This window comes from Streptomyces sp. NPDC050564, from assembly GCF_044457265.1.
Taxonomy (GTDB): domain Bacteria; phylum Actinomycetota; class Actinomycetes; order Streptomycetales; family Streptomycetaceae; genus Streptomyces.
In genome coordinates this window covers 1-15,769 of sequence record NZ_JBITGS010000039.1, presented here as the reverse complement: position 1 = coordinate 15,769, position 15,769 = coordinate 1, and the positions used below count along the sequence as shown (strand labels likewise).

The 15,769-nt window shown below is 69.4% G+C and carries 12 protein-coding genes and 1 pseudogene; 8 read left to right on the top strand and 5 right to left on the bottom strand.

The annotated features are described in order from the left end of the window. The first annotated feature begins 239 nt into the window (after positions 1–239). Positions 240–782, top strand: a complete 543-nt coding sequence (locus ACIBK0_RS41470; protein WP_399092383.1) for an RNA polymerase sigma factor — start codon at positions 240–242, stop codon at positions 780–782. Between the two features lie 236 nt (positions 783–1,018). Here ACIBK0_RS41470 and ACIBK0_RS41465 read toward each other — a convergent pair whose 3' ends face one another. Beyond that, positions 1,019–1,864 carry an MBL fold metallo-hydrolase gene (locus ACIBK0_RS41465; RefSeq protein ID WP_399092181.1) on the bottom strand — a complete coding sequence of 282 codons (846 nt, stop codon included), beginning with the start codon at positions 1,862–1,864 and terminating at the stop codon, positions 1,019–1,021. 110 nt (positions 1,865–1,974) lie between these two features. Here ACIBK0_RS41465 and ACIBK0_RS41460 point away from each other — a divergent pair, with 110 nt between their 5' ends. Together ACIBK0_RS41460 and ACIBK0_RS41455 are read left to right on the top strand one after the other, a co-directional pair. Next, complete coding sequence (locus ACIBK0_RS41460) at positions 1,975–2,577, top strand: TetR/AcrR family transcriptional regulator (protein ID WP_399092179.1); 603 nt, start codon at positions 1,975–1,977, stop codon at positions 2,575–2,577. A gap of 193 nt (positions 2,578–2,770) precedes the next feature. After that, the gene (locus tag ACIBK0_RS41455; RefSeq protein ID WP_399092176.1) at positions 2,771–3,208 is read left to right on the top strand and encodes an SPW repeat protein; all 438 of its coding nucleotides are present in this window, start codon (positions 2,771–2,773) and stop codon (positions 3,206–3,208) included. 111 nt (positions 3,209–3,319) lie between these two features. Here the strand turns inward: ACIBK0_RS41455 and ACIBK0_RS41450 are convergent, their stop codons facing one another. Both ACIBK0_RS41450 and ACIBK0_RS41445 read right to left on the bottom strand, forming a co-directional pair. Continuing rightward, positions 3,320–4,087 (bottom strand): ArsR/SmtB family transcription factor, encoded by a 768-nt coding sequence (locus ACIBK0_RS41450; RefSeq protein WP_399092380.1) that lies wholly within the window; start codon positions 4,085–4,087, stop codon positions 3,320–3,322. A gap of 167 nt (positions 4,088–4,254) precedes the next feature. After that, on the bottom strand, positions 4,255–6,513 hold the full coding sequence (locus ACIBK0_RS41445; protein WP_399092173.1) for a molybdopterin-dependent oxidoreductase: 2,259 nt from the start codon (positions 6,511–6,513) through the stop codon (positions 4,255–4,257). Positions 6,514–6,774: 261 nt separating this feature from the next. On the opposite strand from ACIBK0_RS41445, the gene ACIBK0_RS41440 reads away from it, so the two are divergent. The 3 genes from ACIBK0_RS41440 to ACIBK0_RS41430 all read left to right on the top strand — a co-directional run bounded on the left by ACIBK0_RS41440 (position 6,775) and on the right by ACIBK0_RS41430 (position 9,200). Continuing rightward, positions 6,775–7,998, top strand: coding sequence for an aminoglycoside phosphotransferase family protein (locus ACIBK0_RS41440; RefSeq protein ID WP_399092170.1), 1,224 nt, complete (start codon positions 6,775–6,777; stop codon positions 7,996–7,998). Between the two features lie 63 nt (positions 7,999–8,061). After that, positions 8,062–8,646 (top strand): GNAT family N-acetyltransferase, encoded by a 585-nt coding sequence (locus tag ACIBK0_RS41435; RefSeq protein ID WP_399092167.1) that lies wholly within the window; start codon positions 8,062–8,064, stop codon positions 8,644–8,646. Further along, positions 8,643–9,200 (top strand): hypothetical protein, encoded by a 558-nt coding sequence (locus tag ACIBK0_RS41430; RefSeq protein ID WP_399092164.1) that lies wholly within the window; start codon positions 8,643–8,645, stop codon positions 9,198–9,200. The genes ACIBK0_RS41435 and ACIBK0_RS41430 overlap by 4 nt, the downstream gene beginning before the upstream one ends. Before the next feature lie 31 nt (positions 9,201–9,231). Here the strand turns inward: ACIBK0_RS41430 and ACIBK0_RS41425 are convergent, their stop codons facing one another. After that, positions 9,232–10,686 (bottom strand): APC family permease, encoded by a 1,455-nt coding sequence (locus tag ACIBK0_RS41425; RefSeq protein ID WP_399092161.1) that lies wholly within the window; start codon positions 10,684–10,686, stop codon positions 9,232–9,234. A gap of 198 nt (positions 10,687–10,884) precedes the next feature. Here ACIBK0_RS41425 and ACIBK0_RS41420 point away from each other — a divergent pair, with 198 nt between their 5' ends. Continuing rightward, positions 10,885–12,066, top strand: a complete 1,182-nt coding sequence (locus ACIBK0_RS41420) for an ROK family protein (protein WP_399092158.1) — start codon at positions 10,885–10,887, stop codon at positions 12,064–12,066. Positions 12,067–12,237: 171 nt separating this feature from the next. After that, a complete protein-coding gene (locus ACIBK0_RS41415) occupies positions 12,238–14,964 on the top strand; it encodes a glycosyl hydrolase 2 galactose-binding domain-containing protein (RefSeq protein WP_399092155.1) in 2,727 nt (908 codons plus the stop codon). Between the two features lie 55 nt (positions 14,965–15,019). On the opposite strand, the pseudogene ACIBK0_RS41410 reads toward ACIBK0_RS41415, so the two are convergent. Further along, positions 15,020–15,769: pseudogene (locus tag ACIBK0_RS41410) on the bottom strand (hydrolase); the annotation flags it as partial.

The following is a 15,769-nucleotide window of genomic DNA, read 5'->3' as shown; positions in this document are numbered from 1 at the left end:
CGACGCAGAATCGATGCGAGTTGTCCGAGATGTTCCTCGCTTCACACCATGGGGCTCATGGGGCGTGTCGAGGAAGGCGCCTCACGACCGGGAGCCCTCCCGACCCAGGAGCCGTCGCCATGACCGCAGATCCCGTCCTTGCGCAGCCCGTATTTGAACGCGAAGAGCCGCCCTTCGGCGAACGCGAAGACGTGCTTGCCCATCCGAAAGAGGCCGCCCAGGATCGCGCCGACGCAGATATGGCCGACGCAGATATCGCCCAGGGCCTCGTGGACGGTGACGAGGCCTGCCTTGCCGCCGCCTATCACCGCTGGGGTCCACTGGTGCACGCCCTGGCCAGACGCTCGCTCAGGGACGCGCCCGAGGCCGAAGACGTCACCCAGCAGGTGTTCCTGGCAGCGTGGCGGGGTCGGCAGGGCTACCGCCCCGAGCGCGGCCCGATCCCTGGATGGCTCGTCGGCATCACCCGGCGCAAGATCGCCGACGCGCTGTCGGCGCGGAGCCGCCGCACCGAGCTGGTGTCCGCGGCCGGAGCCCTTCTGACGCCTGCCGACGACACGTGCACCCACCCCGAATCCGTACTCGACCGTGTACTCATCCGGCAGGAACTCGCCAGACTCCCCGCGCCGCAGCGGCGGGTGCTTCACCTCGCGTTCTACGAGGACCTGACCCAGACGCAGATCGCGCGGCACACCGGCTGGCCCCTCGGCACGGTCAAGAGCCACTGCCGACGCGGTCTCCACCAACTGCGCCTCTGTCTGCGACCGGAGGCCGACCGCTGAAGTGCGGCGACGCGCGGTCCGGTCCACGATCCGTCCGCCCCCGCCTCTCGGCTGAGCCCGGCCGTCGTACCCGCGGTTCTTCTCCCCGGCGGCGAGCGCGTCTCCTCTGCCCACCGCCGCGGTGCACCGGTTACGTCGTCGCGAGGACGGGGTCCTGCGCCCCGCGAATGCGAGCCCGCTCGGTGAGTTTCGGTGCGACGCGGTCAGGACCCTCTGCTCAATTCAAGGCGGCGTGATCAGGACCCGGCCGGGCCACCACCCGCGTACCGCGCCAGTTCCCAGGGGTCGTGCGCGCTGAAGACGTCGATTTCGTCGCCGTGCAGACGCACCAGTTCCCGCAGACGGGCATGGTTGGCGAGTCGCAGCGGCCGGTCCACCTCGGTGATCTGCTGGAGGATGTCCATCCCGGGATGGCCCTGGGGACGGTCGGGATCGATCTCGCGGTGGAAGTAGTAGGCGTCGCCGCAGTGCAGGAGCCAACGGCCGGAGTCCTCGACGGCTATCGCGCTGTGTCCGCGGGTGTGGCCGCCGAGCGGGACGAGCATGATCTCGGCGCCCAGGCCCTCGAGTGGGCGGACCGCGTCGAATCCGCACCAGGGCTCGCCCTGCGGCTGCGCGTACGTCACCCAGTGCGGCCGGTGCGCCCACTGGGCCGGGCGGTAGCGGACGCGGTCCTCGGGGTGGGCACCGGGTGCCGCCATCGCCGCGCGGTGTTCGGCCTCGCTCAGATGGACCTTGGCCCAGGGGAAGTCGGCGAGGCCTCCCGCGTGGTCGAGATCGAGGTGGCTGAGCACGATGTGCCGGACGTCCTCGGGCCGGAATCCGAGTCCGGCGACCTGGTGCAGTGCGGTCTCCCCCAGGTCGAGGACGGGCTGCGCCCGGCCGAGGAATTCCGTGCCGAGGCTCTCCTCGGGCCGGGCCACATCGGCCGTACCGAGGCCGCTCTCGACCAGGACGAGTCCGTCACGGTCCGTCTCGACGAGCAGGCAGTGACAGACCGCGGGCAGGCTCCCCTCCTCGGTGTCGATTGTCCGCATGGAACCGCAGTTCAGGTGGTGGATCTTCACGATGAGTCCCCTCACGCACCGATGGATGCCGCCCGGGCATCGGCACGGCACTGTGCCCAGGTCCGCCTTTAGATAACGAACGATCGTGCGTTAATAGCGAACGGTCGTTAGGTTAAACTGGTGGTATGAGCCCGCGCAAGTCCGTTGCCGAAGCCGCCGCCACCCGCGACCGGATCATCGAGAGCGCCCTCGCACTGGCGTCCACCGAGGGGCTCGAAGGGCTCACCATCGGTCGGCTCGCGACCGATCTGGAGATGAGCAAGGCCGGGGTGATCGGTCACTTCGGCAGCAAGGAAAGGCTGCAACTCGCCGTGCTGGACGCCGCGGTCGAGCGGTTCCGGCTACGGGTGCCGGCCCGCGCCATGGGCGCCAGGCCCGGAGCGGAACGGCTGGCACGCGTTTTCGGCGAGTGGATCGATTACATGGCCGAGGACGAAGGCCACGGGGGCTGCTTCCTCACCTCGGTGGCGAGCGAGTTCGACGGCCGACCAGGCCCGGTCCGCGACGCGGTGCTCGAGGCGCTCTCCGCGTGGTCGGCGTACGTGGCGTCGGAGCTGAACACCGCGGTGGACAATCGCGAGCTCCCGGAGCGCACCGATACGGACCAGCTCATCTTCGAGCTCAACGGCATTGCCCTGGCGGCCAATCAGTCCATCCAGCTGCACCGTGATCCGCTCGCGCCCACGCGTGCCCGGCGCGCCATCGCCCGCCTGCTCATCGCACCCTGAGAACGCCCCTCACCTCCGGGGTCCCCTCCCCGGCCGCCCAGAGCCACTGAGTGCGTCTCTCCCGCCCCTTCGGGCCCGTCAGCCCTACACATAAAGAAGAAATAAGCGCAGAATGTATGTACGCGGCGCTTACCGCATACCGCACCAGAAGCGGTTGGGCCGCGGGGTCGAAAGAGAACGAAGGAGACGAGTCATGGCCAACGTCTCGCACAGGGGTGACATCACCACCCACCCCGATGCATCCGAAATGCGGGCTCGGTATGACCGCATGCTCGGTGGTCGCGATGTGGCACTCGTGGACGGGCCGGTGTTCCTGCTGGGCCTGTACTGCGCTGTGTCCCCGTGGATACTTCACTACACGACAAGCCAGCCCGCCCTGGGGACCCACAACCTGATCATGGGCATCGCGATATCCCTGCTGGCCCTCGGATTCACCGTCACGCCGGAGAGGATGTACGGCCTGAGCTGGGCCATCTGCGCGATGGGCGCGTGGATGATCATCTCACCATGGATTGTCGGCACCAGCCCGGATGCCGGAGTCGTGATCAACAGCATCATCATCGGCGCACTGGCCGTGGTGCTGGGGGCGTTGTGCGCGGCGACGGCGACGAAGAGCACCTCTCGGGCGTAGGTCCGACAGCCGAAGGAAGCGGAAACAAGCGGAAGCAGTCCGCGGGCCGGTCCGCCCTGGGCGGGCCGACCCGTTCGTGCCCGCTCGGATCCCGCGCATCGCTCCCGCCCCTCAGCGGTTCGGCACCAGCCACGGCTCCTGCGGCAGCGGAGTGCCGGTCTCGAGCACGGACTTCAGGTTGGACAGCACCGCCGGCCAGCCGGAACTGACGTCACTGAGCGCGCCCTCGTCGGGCAGGTCCTCGTGAGTCACCGTCAGCCGGACGATGTCGGCGTGCGGCTCGATGTCAAAGGTGACGCGGGAGTACTTGTCCTCCTGCCCCTCGTCCTCGGGAGCGGCCCACGTGGTCACGAGGCGGGTCGGCCGCTCGCTCTCCACGACGGTGCCGACGACATCGGCGATACCCGAACCGTCCGTGCGCCGGTGTTCCCAACGGGAGCCCGGCTGCCAGTCGGAGACATTGCTGTGGCCCCAGTACGCGGCGGTCAGGTCGGCGTCGGTGAGCGCGTCCCAGACCTTCTCGGCTGTGCTCTGGATGTAGATGACGTACACGAAATTCGGCCTGTCGGTCATGGATTCCTCGGCTCTTCGTTTCAGGGCGCTCAGCGCGCGCAGGCGCGGGCGCTCGAACTTGTCGATCCACCGCTCCTGGATGTCGTGGAGCGGCACAGGATTGAGGTAGTGCAGTTTCTCCCGCCCCCGCCGCACGACGCTGACCAGGTTGGCGGCCTCCAGGACGGCAAGGTGCTGCGTCACCGACTGACGTGTCATGTCGATGTGCTCGCACAGCTCCCCGAGCGTTTGACCGTTGTGCTCGTGCAGCCGGTCGAGCAGCCTCCTTCGCGTCTCGTCGGCCAGTGCCTTGAAGACCTGGTTCATTCCGGAGTCGCTGTCTGATCGCACACTCGACGTTATGCAGGCAATTACCTGCATGTCAAACGGGAGGCAACCCCGGACGGCCGCAGCGGCCTCCTGGGGGCGTCCTGGAACCGGCTCGACGGAATTTCTCGGCATGCAGAGGGAAGCCGCCGCAGCGCCGACCTTGCCTACCGGCCGCGCAGAGCGTCCGCGGTCGCCTCCAGACGCGCCGGAACGTGCTTGTGCCAGGGCGTTCCGGCCAGCCAGTCGCGGTGGTGGAGGGAGGTGAGGTCGTTCGGGGCGACGCCCACGACGCCGTGGTCGGGGTGATCGACGCCGAGGCCGTTGGGCAGGGAGATGTGCCCCTCGCGCATCATGTCGTTCACCTCGACGACCACGTCGGCGCTGCCGCGTTCGGTGTGCAGGCGGGCCGTGGAGCCGGTGGTCAGACCGAGGCGGTCGGCGTCGGCCCGGCTGACGCGCAGGGCGCCTTCCGCGTCGCGGCGACGCCAGGCCGGGTCACGGTAGATGGTGTTGGCGGTGAAGGAGCGGCGCTCGCCCGCCGAGAGCACCAGCGGGTACTCTTCACTCGTGAGGGGGTTCCCCACATCTCCCAACTCCCCCAGCTTCTCGATCAGTTCAGGAATCTCCACCGTGAAGCGGCGATCCGGGCGGCGCACGTAGTGCCATACGTCGTCCCACGCGTCGACCGTGAAGGTGACCCCGGAGGGCGTCTCCACGATCGCGTCGAAAAGGGCATCCCCATCGGCGAACCCGGCGCGGCGCACGGCGTCCGGGTACGCCATCGCGCACAACTGGGCCAGCCCCCACACCGGCGCGGTGGCACGCCGCCCCTCCGGGAGTGCGGTGCCCAGCGTCTCGTACAGCAGGTACGGGGCGAGGCCGATGAGGGCCGGGTCCTCCCCGAGGACGGCGAAGAAGGCCCGGCCGAAGGCGGTGCGCGAAGCGTGGGCCGCCTTGGTGAGGGTGGCCAGGAGCTTCTCGTCGGCGGCGCCCAGGCGGCGCAGCAGCCGGGCGTAGATCTCGGGTTCCGGGAGGGTGCCGGGGAGCGGGTCGAGGACGGGCGGGCGGAGCTGGAAGGCGTTGTGCGGGAACTCGGTGTTGAAGAAGGTCGCCTCCCACTTCTCGAACTGGCTGGCCGCGGGCAGCACATAGTCGGCACGCCGAGCGGTCTCGGTGAGCGCAACATCGACGACGACCACCAGGTCGAGCGCGTCCAGCGCCTCGGCGAAAGCGCGTGAATCGGCCAGCGAGTGCGCCGGGTTGGCGCTCTCGATCCACATCGCCCGGAACCGGTCGGGGTGATCGGTGAGGATCTCCTCGGCGATGGAATTGCACGGCACCAGCCCCGAGATGATCTTCGCCCCGGTGACCGGAGTGCGGCGCCCACGGCCGGACTTCCCACTGCCGCCGGCGAGTGCGGCGAACGCGGAGTGCAGGTACATCGTGCCGGGTCGCCCGAAGTTCCCTGTCAGGATCCACACCAGCTTGTTCAGATACGACACCAGGGTGCTGTGCGGTGCCTGCTGCACGCCCAGATCCTCGTACGTCGTGACGCTCGCGGCTGTCCCGATGCGTCGCGCCGCGGCCCGCAGCAGTTCCTCGTCCACTCCGCAGCGGGTCGCGTACTCCGACACCGGCACGTCGGCCAGCGCGGCGAGCACCGGGCCGGCCCCCGTCGTGTGCGCCTCGATGAACTCGGCGTCGTACAGGCCCTCCTGGACGATGACGGCGAGCAGGGCGGCCAGACACCACGCGTCCGTGCCCGGCCGCACCTGGAGGTGATGGTCGGCCAGCGCGGCGGTCTCGCTGCGCCGCGGGTCGAGGACGATCAACGAACGGTCTGGGTCCTTGGCGAGGGCACGCAGGGTAGGCCGGGCCCGCGGGAAGCTGTGCGACTGCCAGGGGTTCTTGCCGAGGAAGACGACCACTTCACTGTGTTCGAAGTCGCCCTTGGTGTGGCCGCCGTAGAGCTTGGCGTCGACCCACATCTCGCCGGTCTTCTCCTGGGCGAGCGCGTTGGAGAAGTAGGAGCTGTCGAGAGCCGTTTGGAGTGCCTTGGTGTGCAGGCCCCCGAGATGGTTGCCCTGGCCCCCGGCACCATAGAAGAAGATCTTCTCGCCGCCGTGCTCGTCGCGCACGGCCGTGAGGCGTTCGGCGATCTCGTCGAGCGCGGTGTCCCAGTCGATCTCCTCGTACGTCCCGTCGGCGCGGCGGCGCAGCGGTGAGGTGAGCCGGTGGCGGCCGTTCTGGTAGTGGTCGAGGCGCAGCGCCTTCTCGCAGGTGTAGCCCGCCGACGAGGGGTGCAACTTGTCGCCGCGGATGCGGGCCAACCGCCGCCCGTCCAGCTGGACTTCGATTCCGCAGTTGCACTCGCAGAGGATGCACGCGGAGGTCTGCCAGGTCTCTCGTCCGGTGTCGGCCACGCCCATCGGCTCCTCACGCTCAGCGGGTTCCAGTGAGTCCTGCGTCTGTGCCGTGTTACCTGTGTCCGTGCTCTGTTGCCTGCATCTGTTGCCTGCATCTGTTGCCTGCATCTGTTGCCTGCACCTGTTGCGTGCGCCTGTCCTGCTGCCCCGTGGAACAACTTACTGGACGGTAGCGCCGTCAGTCCTATAGAGCAACCCACTCGGCCAGGCCCGGATATTCGCTCGCCAGAGACCTCCGTCGCCGCCCACACTGGCGCCGTGAGCCGAACCGTGAGCGCATGGGTGACCTCGGGCGAGGACTTCCTGGGTGTCGCAGGACCCTTCCCCGTGGACATCCCTTGGTGGTCCGAGGTGGAGCCGGTCGTCGGACGACTGGAGGGGCTGCTCGGCGTACCGGTGCTGGTCCTGCGTCTCGTCGATGTCGACGGCGGTGCGGGTGGACGGGACGGTCATGTGACCTACCACGTCGAGGCGTTGGAGCGGCCGGCGCCCGGTGCGCTTGATCGACGGCCCGTCGATCAGGGCCTGTTGAACGGCCACGAGGTGTTCCGCTCGCCGTGGGCGCGCGCCGACGGTCTGCGCGAACTCCTCGGCTGGGCGACCGACACGCTGGCGTCGGCCGGACGGCCGGTGACCGGTCGGGTCGAGCAGCGCCGGACGTGGAACCTGGCCGGGCTCTTCCGCCTGCCCACCGTGCGGGGCGCGGTCTGGCTCAAGGCGACACCGCATTTCGCGGCCGACGAGGCCACGGTCGTCGGGGCCTTCGCGCGGGTCGACCCCGGTCTGGTCGCGACGCTCCTCGGTTCCGGCGAGTACCGCTTGCTGATGGAGCACATCCCCGGCGAGGACTGCTGGGGCGCCTCGTCCGACACGGTCGCCGCCGTCACGGAGCGCTTCGTGGCGGCGCAGGCGGCGCTCGCGGGGCGAGATTCGGGGCGTCCGTCAGGCATCAGGGACTGGCGTGCGCCGGTTCTCACCGCTCAGCTCCGCGAGCTGCTGGACGGACCGGTCGCGCGGGAGCTGAAGTGTCAAGAGCTCACGTCCGCAAGGGAGTTGATGAATCGCTGGGACCTTCTCACCGAGTGCGGGCTGCCCGACACGCTTGTGCACGGCGACTTCCACCCCGGCAACTGGCGCAGTGACGGCGGGACGCCCGTGGTCGTGGACTTCGCCGACGCCCATTGGGGCAACCCGGTCCTGGACGGACTGCGCGTGCAGGACTTCCTCCCCGAGTCGCGCCGTGCGCAGGCCGCCCGTGCCTGGATCGACGCGTGGAGGGCGCGGTTGCCCGCCGCCGACCCGGCGCGCGCCCTCGCGCTCGCCGAGCCGCTCGCCCATCTCACGTACGCGCTCCGCTATCAGGAGTTCCTGGACGGTATCGAGCCCTCGGAACGGCCGTACCACCGGGGAGATCCGGCGGACGAGATCCGCGCGGCGGTGCGGTGCGCAGGTAAGCCGAGCCCGTATCTCGCGGGGGCCTAAGCCGAGCCCGTATCTCGCGGGGGCCTCTTGGCCGGCACCTGTCCGGCGCGGCAGGATCAACTGATGGACGTTCAACCGATGTTCGACTTCCCGAGGCCGCTGCACATCGAAGGGCTGGGACTTCAGCTGCGCGAGTGGTGCGCCGACGACGTGGCGGACCTCGTCGCGCTTTACGACGATCCCGAGATCGACCGCTGGACACCGGTCCCGTCGCCGTTCGACGCCGAGGCGGCGCGGGTGTATCTCGCGGCCGCCGAGCAGAAGGCCGCCGAGCGGCAGACGGTGCAGCTGGCCATCACCACGGACGGCGGGCGGCCGCAGGGTGAGATCCTGCTGTTCCGCAGCGCGGCGGACGCGCGGGACGTCGAACTCGCGTATGGAGTGGGTCCGGCCTACCGGGGGCGGGGGCTCGCGACCCGCGCGGTGCGGCTCGCGGTGCACTTCGCGAAGCGTCGTGCCGGGCCGCGGCGCGTGGTGCTGTGCATCGAGGACGGGAACGCGGCGAGCGAGGCGGTCGCCAAGGCGGCCGGGTTCGTGCTGACCGACGAAGATCCGGTCCGTCGAGAGGCGAAGGGCCGGGAGGTCGTCCTGCGCACCTGGAGCCATCTCGACGGCGGCGAAGCAGCGAGCGACGGGCACCGCTGGTGACGCGGCGCTCCGGTACTCACGCGGAGGTACTGCTCATCGGCGGACGCGCCGGTGTGGGCAAGTCCACGGTGGGCTGGGAGGTTTCTGCGCGGCTGCGGGTCGCGGAGGTCGCTCACGCGGTGATCGAGGGCGACTTCATGGGGCAGGTGCATCCGGCGCCGGAGGGCGACCCGCACCGCGCCGCGGTCACCGAGCGCAACCTCCGGGCGGTCTGGGGCAACTTCGCCGAGCTGGGCCACCGGCGTCTCGTCTACACCAACACCGTGAGCGTGCTCGCCGAGTCGGCGGGCCTGTTCGAGCGGGCGATGGGAGCGGACGTACGGCTGGTACGGGTGCTGCTGACAGCCACGGACGAGACGATCGCCCATCGGCTCAAGGGGCGCGAAATCGGCTCCGAGTTGGAGCGGGAGCTGAAGAACAGCGCCTACAAGGCACGGCTGTTGGACGCGTGGGCGCCCGCGGACACCGTGCGGGTGGCGACCGACGACCGCGCGGTGATCGACATCGCGCGTGAGGTCGTGGCCGCCACCGGCTGGCTGCCCGCCAAGCCCTGAAGCGGGCCCAAGGAGGGCGGGCGCCCGTCCCTTACGCCTCCGCGGGTTCCGCGTCCGGCGTCGGCGCGGGAAGGTACTCCTCGGTGATCTCCTTCGGTCCGAACGGCCACACCTTCTCCAGGCGCGCCCAGATGACGTAGGCGACACAGCCGAGGGCGACCCAGGCCAGGGACCATTCGATGGGGTGGCGTCCCGGGGAGTTCTTGTCCGCGTATCCGTAGATGGTGAGCCAGCCCGCGAGGGCGAGGAAGCTCGGCACGGGATAGAGCCACATCTTGTACGGGCGGCGCAGTTCCGGTTGCCGCCGACGCAGCACCGACAGGGCGACGATCTGGGCCAGTGCCTGGACGATCACCATGACGGTGGTGAGCAGCTGGATGAGCGTGGCGAGGTCGGTGTGGCGGCCGATGAGGAAGCCGATCGCCGTGATGACGCCCATGGTGGCCAGGCCCAGCATCGGGAAGCGGTGTTCGGGGTGGAGCTTGGCGTACGGGCGGAAGAAGACGCGGTCACGGGCGGCGTCGTACGGGACGCGCGAACCGCCGAGCAGGCCGGTGAAGACCGAGGCGAACGCGGTGATGAGGATGAGGACCGTGACCGTGTCGGCGGCACCCTTGCCCCAGGTCTTCTCCAGGACCGCGGAGGCCACGGACGTGGAGGCGATGTCGCCGGGGTCGGTCATCCGCTGCCAGTCGATGACGCCGAGCGTGCCGATCTGCAGCAGCAGGTAGATCGCCATGATGCCGAGGATGGAGAAGATGATGGAGCGCGGCAGCGTACGGCCCGGGTCCTTGATCTCGGCGCCCATGTACGCGGTGGTGTTGTAGCCGAGGTAGTCGTAGATGCCGATGGTCAGGCCCGCGGCGAAGCCGATCCAGAAGTGGCTGCTGGTCAGCTCGAAGGCGTGCGCCGGATAGGTGAAGGCCAGGTGCGCGCTGAAGTCGGTGGCGGCGGCGAGGATCACCAGGACGACCGAGGTGATCATGACCGCCCACATCACAGCGGTGATCCGCGCGATGTGCTCGATGCCGCGCCACAGCAGAATCACCACGAGGGCGACCATGCCCAGTCCGATGAGGTCCCCCGTGGTCTTGCCCATGTCGGGGGCCAGGTAGCCCAGGTACTGGACGAAGCCGACCACGCCGGTGGACATGATCAGCGGGATGAACAGCATGGCCGTCCAGACGAACAGGAAGGGCATCAGCCGCCCGGTGCGGTACTGGAAGGCCTGGCGCAGATAGACGTAACTGCCGCCGGAGCCGGGCATCGACGCCCCGAGCTCGGCCCAGACGAGCCCGTCCGCGAGGGCCAGCAGGGCCCCGGCGAGGAAGCCGATGACCGCCTGCGGGCCGCCGAACGCGGCGACCATCAGCGGGATCGTCACGAACGGCCCGATGCCGCACATCTGGCTCATGTTGATGGCGGTGGCCTGGAACAGGCCGACGCGGCGGACGAAACCGCCCTCGGGTGGCGGGCTACCGGACATGGTTCCTCCTGAAGCAAGACGCGGGGAGAGGTACGAAGTGACGGCCGACCTCAATGGCGGCCGACGGAACAAGAGCGGCGGGTGACCGGCCGGCGCTGGGCTCCCCTTGGCTCGCCCGGCGAGGCTGACTGGGCGATAAAGTTAAGGAGCCTTACTAGATGCGTCAAGAGGGTGTCATGAATGCGTGAGAATGGTGCGATGCCCGCCAGCGACGCCACAGAGCAGCCGGATCAGCCCTGGAACCGGCGGCGGCTGCGCAGCACCAACGAGCGACTGCTCCTCGACCGGTTGCGCACGGTCGGCGCCGCCTCGCGCGCCCAACTCGCCCGCGAGACGGGACTGTCCAAGCCCACGGTCTCCAGCGCGCTCGCCGCCCTGGAGGACGCGGGACTGGTCCACGAGGTCGGCACCCACGCGCCGGAGCGCGGCAGGGTGGCGGTCCTGTACGCCCCCGACCCCGCGGCCGGCTACGCGCTCGGCATCGACATCGGCCGCAGCTGGCTGCGCGTGGCCGTCGCCGATCTGGACGGCGCGGTGGTGGCGCGGGCCGACGTGCGCAACCGGGCCCGCAGCTCGGGCGCCATGGCCGACCTGGTGGTCGCCACGGCCCATCAGGTGGTCGCCAACTCCGGCGTCGAGGCGGACGAGGTGGCCCACGCGGTGGTCGGTACGCCGGGCGTGTACGACGAGAAGCAGCGCCGGGTGCGGTACTCGATGCATCTGCCCGGGTGGGGCCGCGCGGGCCTGTTCGACCGGATGCGCGAGAAGCTGGGCATCCCGCTGGAGGTGCACAACGACGCCAACCTGGCGGCGCTGGGCGAGTACACCTACGGAGTCGGCGCGGGCAGCCGCCTGTTCACGTACATCATGATCGGCACCGGTCTCGGCATGGGTGTCGTCAGCGAGGGCCGGCTGTTCACCGGGGCGCACGGCGGGGCCGGGGAAATCGGATTCCTGCCGTGGCCGGGGCAGCAGAAGCCGGAGACGCTGGAGGACGCGGTGTCCGGGGTGGCCGTCGTCGAGGCGGCACGGCACTTCGGCATGACCGGGCAGCTCACCGCGAAGGCCGTCTTCGACGCGGCGCGCGAGGGCCATGCCGCCGCGGTCCAGGCGGTTCGGTTGGAGGGCGAGCGGATCGCGCACACGGTGGCGGCGGCCGCCGCGGTGCTCGACCCCGATCTGGTCGTCCTGGGTGGCGGGGTGGGCCACAGCGTCGATCTGCTGCTGCGGCCCGTGCGCGAGACCCTGCGCACCCTTACGCCGTTGCGTCCGAAAGTCGTACCCAGCCGACTGGGTGAGGACGCGGTGCTGCTCGGGGCAGTCGCGACGGCACTGGGGACAGCACGTGATGTGGTGTTCGAGCGGCGGTCGGCTTCCTGAGCGCACCCGCCCTGCCGAGTGGAGCGTGCTCCCTGCGGTGATTGACATGACTTTCCCAGCCGCCTAGCTTGTGTGGGCCAAGTTAGTAAAGTTTCCTAACTTACATTATCGAAGCTTGCAAACCTGCAGTGTCGAAGCGCGGATGCTCCCCCACCCCCCAAGGAGACCACCGTGTTCCACCGTCCTGCCTCAAGACGGCGCCTCGCCACGCCCGCCGTCGCCCTGGGCCTCCTGTGCGCCCTTTCCACGAGCGCGTGGGCCGGCGTCCATGACGCCGGGCCGGCCACCGCGCAGCGGGGCCGCGTCACCGCGGTGGCTTCCGCACCGGGCAGCACCACCGCACTCGCCGGGTACGCGATCCAGTCGACCGCCGAGGTGAGCGACCCGGCGGCGGACGTCTCGAGTCCCGGCTATCCCGCGAGCGGCTGGTATCCGGCGGGCTCGCGCTCCACGGTCCTCGCGGCTCTGCTCGCGCAGGGGAAGTTCGCGGACCCGTTCTACTCCACCAACCAGCAGAAGATCCCGAAGGCCGACTTCGCCGTGCCCTGGTGGTACCGCTCGGACTTCACGGTCACCGACACCTCCGAGCGCAGCTACCTGGACTTCAGCGGGGTCATCTCGGCGGCCGACGTCTACGTCAACGGCAAGCAGGTCGCCAAAGCCGCCGATGTGGCGGGCGCGTACACGCACCACGAACTCGACATCACCTCACTGGTGCGAGCGGGCACCAACACGGTCGCCTTCCGGATCCATCCCAACGTGCCCATCAAGAACCTCACCATGGGCTGGATCGACTGGCTGCAACCGCCGCCCGACGAGAACATGGGCATCGTCCGCGACGTCCTCGTGCGCCGGGGCGGCCCGGTCGCGCTGCGCGACGCGCACGTGGTGACCAAGCTCGACATCCCGTCGCTCGCCGCCGCGGACCTCACGGTCAAGGCGAAGGCGCGCAACGAGACGGGCGCCGCCGTCTCGGCCACGGTCTCCGGCACCATCGGGTCGGCGTCCTTCAGCAAGACCGTCGCGCTCGCCGCGCACGAGACGAAGGCGGTCACCTTCACCCCGGCCGACTCCCCCGGCCTGCACCTGACATCGCCGAAGGTGTGGTGGCCCACGGGCATGGGCGGACAGCCCCTGTACGGCCTCGACCTGACCGCCTCCGTCGCCGGCACCCCCTCGGACACCGCGCACGAGGACTTCGGTATCCGCGACGTGAAGGCGCCGCTCAACTCCGACGGCGCCCGGCAGTACAGCATCAACGGCCGGCGGCTGCTGATCAAGGGCGGCGGATGGTCGCCGGACGAGTTCCTGCGCTGGGACCGGAGGTACGTCGAGGACCGGCTGAAATACGCGCTCGACCTGGGTCTCAACGCCATCCGCCTGGAAGGGCACATCGAGCCCGACGAGTTCTTCGACCTCGCCGACCGGTACGGCATCCTCACGCTTCCCGGCTGGGAGTGCTGCGACAAGTGGGAGGGGAACGTCAACGGCAGCGAGCGGGGCGACAAGTGGACCGCCGCCGACTATCCCGTCGCCAAGGCCTCGATGGCCGCCGAGGCCGCGCGCCTGCGGGATCACCCGAGCGTCATCTCGTTCCTGATCGGCAGCGACTTCGCGCCGGACGCCACGATCGAGAAGAACTATCTCGACGCGCTGAAGGCCGCCGACTGGCCGACCCCGGTGGTCGCCGCCGCCTCCGACAAATCCTCTCCGCAGTCCGGCAGTTCGGGCATGAAGATGACCGGTCCCTACGACTGGATCCCGCCGAACTACTGGTACGCCAAGCGCGAGGGCGGCGCCACCGGCTTCAACTCCGAGACCAGCGCGGGCCCCGACATCCCCACGCTCGACACCCTGCGCCGGATGATGTCCCCCGCCGATCTCGACACCCTCTGGAAGAATCCGGGCGCCAAGCAGTACCACCGCTCGCCGTCGTCGACCTTCGACACCCTCAAGATCTACGACGCCGCCCTGACCGGCCGCTACGGCGCACCGACCGGCCTCACGGACTACGTGCGCAAGGCACAGCTCGCCCAGTACGAGAACGTGCGCGCACAGTACGAGGCATACGGGCGCAACGCCACCGACACCTCGAAGCCCTCGACGGGTGTCATCTACTGGATGTTCAACAGCGGATGGACGTCACTGCACTGGCAGTTGATGGACCGTTATCTCGACCAGGGCGGCGCCTACTTCGGCGCCAAGAAGGCCAATGAGCCGCTGCACATCCAGTACTCGTACGACAACCGTTCGGTCGTGGTGGTGAACAACCGGCACGCGTCAGCGTCCGGCCTGACAGCCCGGGTCACGCTCTTCAACACCGACGGTGCGCAGAAGTACGAGAAGACGACGAAGGACGTGACAGTGGGCGGGGACGGAGCGCGCAGCGCCGCGCTCACGGTGCCGTCATCGGTCAGCGGGTTGTCGACGACGTATCTCGCACGCCTCATCCTCACCGACTCCAAAGGCCAGGAGGTGAGCCGCAACGTCTACTGGCTGTCCACCAAACCGGACACGCTCGACTGGTCCAAGACCGACTGGTATTACACGCCGACGACGAGCTATGCGGACCTCAAGGGGCTCACCTCGATGGCGCAGGTGCCGGTTTCGGCGACGGCGTCGACTTCTTCCGGCCCGGACGGAACGTCCACGACGACGGTCACCGTACGGAACACCGGGAGCGGGAAGACACCGTCGCTCCTCACCGATGTGCACCTCGTGGACGCGAAGGGCAAGCCGGTACTGCCGGTACAGTGGTCCGACAATCAGGTCAGCCTGTGGCCCGGCGAGTCGACGACTCTGACGGCCACGTACCGGACGGCCGACCTGCGCGGATCCGTGCCAGGGGTACGGGTGTCCGGGTGGAACACGCCGGAGAGGACGGTCCCGGCGACATAGGGCGGGACAGGCCGAGGGGCGGGTCCGGATCGATCCGGGCCCGCTCCTCCCGTGTTCAGCTCACATTGAGCGCGGTGTCGTCGATGACGAACGACGTCTGGAGCGTGGAGCCTTCGGTGCCGGTGAACTTGATGGTGACCGTCTGCCCGGCGTAGGCGGTGCCGAGGCTGAAGGTGCGCTGGGTGTACCCCGACGCCGCGTTCAGGTTCGAGTACGTGGCCAGGGTCGACAGGACCGTGCCGCTGCTGTTGAGGACCTGGGCCTTGAGGGTGTCGTACGCCGTGCTGGTGGTCGTCTCGGCCGTGTCCACGTGGAGGTAGAAGCTGAGGGTGGCGGAGCAGCCGGACGGGATGGTCACCGCCTGGGAGAGCGTGTCGGTGTGGGCTGATCCGTATCCGTCCAGCCAGGCCTTGTAGGAGCCGGTGCGGGCGGCCTCACCGGTGTCGGTGGTGATCACGCCGCTGCTCGCGGTCCAGGACGAGCTTGCGGACTCGAAGCCGGGGTTGGCGAGCAGCTGCGCGGCCGTGCAGGTGCCGCCACCGCCTCCGCCGCCACCGGTGCCGCTCGCACCGGCGAGCCATTCGGTGGCGTTCAGGGCGAGCGCCGCGTTGGTGGCGCCGGTGTCGTTCCAGCCGTCGTACAGCGTGTTGCCGGACTGGCCGGTGCCGTCGTCGATCGGCGAACTGTCGCCCCAGAAGGCGACGCGACCACTGCCGAAGGTGCTGGTCGCGAAGAACGCGCCGGTGTTGCCCGAGTAGCCGGTCCGGTAGAGCAGGCCCTTGACGGCCGAGTTGTCGGCGGGCTT

Bases quoted from the DNA above. Each gene is read 5' to 3' on its own strand.
- ACIBK0_RS41470 (WP_399092383.1), top strand. From the start codon at position 240: ATGGCCGACGCAGATATCGCCCAGGGCCTCGTGGACGGTGACGAGGCC.
- ACIBK0_RS41460 (WP_399092179.1), top strand. From the start codon at position 1,975: ATGAGCCCGCGCAAGTCCGTTGCCGAAGCCGCCGCCACCCGCGACCGG.
- ACIBK0_RS41455 (WP_399092176.1), top strand. From the start codon at position 2,771: ATGGCCAACGTCTCGCACAGGGGTGACATCACCACCCACCCCGATGCA.
- ACIBK0_RS41450 (WP_399092380.1), bottom strand. From the start codon at position 4,087: ATGAACCAGGTCTTCAAGGCACTGGCCGACGAGACGCGAAGGAGGCTG.
- ACIBK0_RS41435 (WP_399092167.1), top strand. From the start codon at position 8,062: ATGGACGTTCAACCGATGTTCGACTTCCCGAGGCCGCTGCACATCGAA.
- ACIBK0_RS41425 (WP_399092161.1), bottom strand. From the start codon at position 10,686: ATGTCCGGTAGCCCGCCACCCGAGGGCGGTTTCGTCCGCCGCGTCGGC.
- ACIBK0_RS41420 (WP_399092158.1), top strand. From the start codon at position 10,885: ATGCCCGCCAGCGACGCCACAGAGCAGCCGGATCAGCCCTGGAACCGG.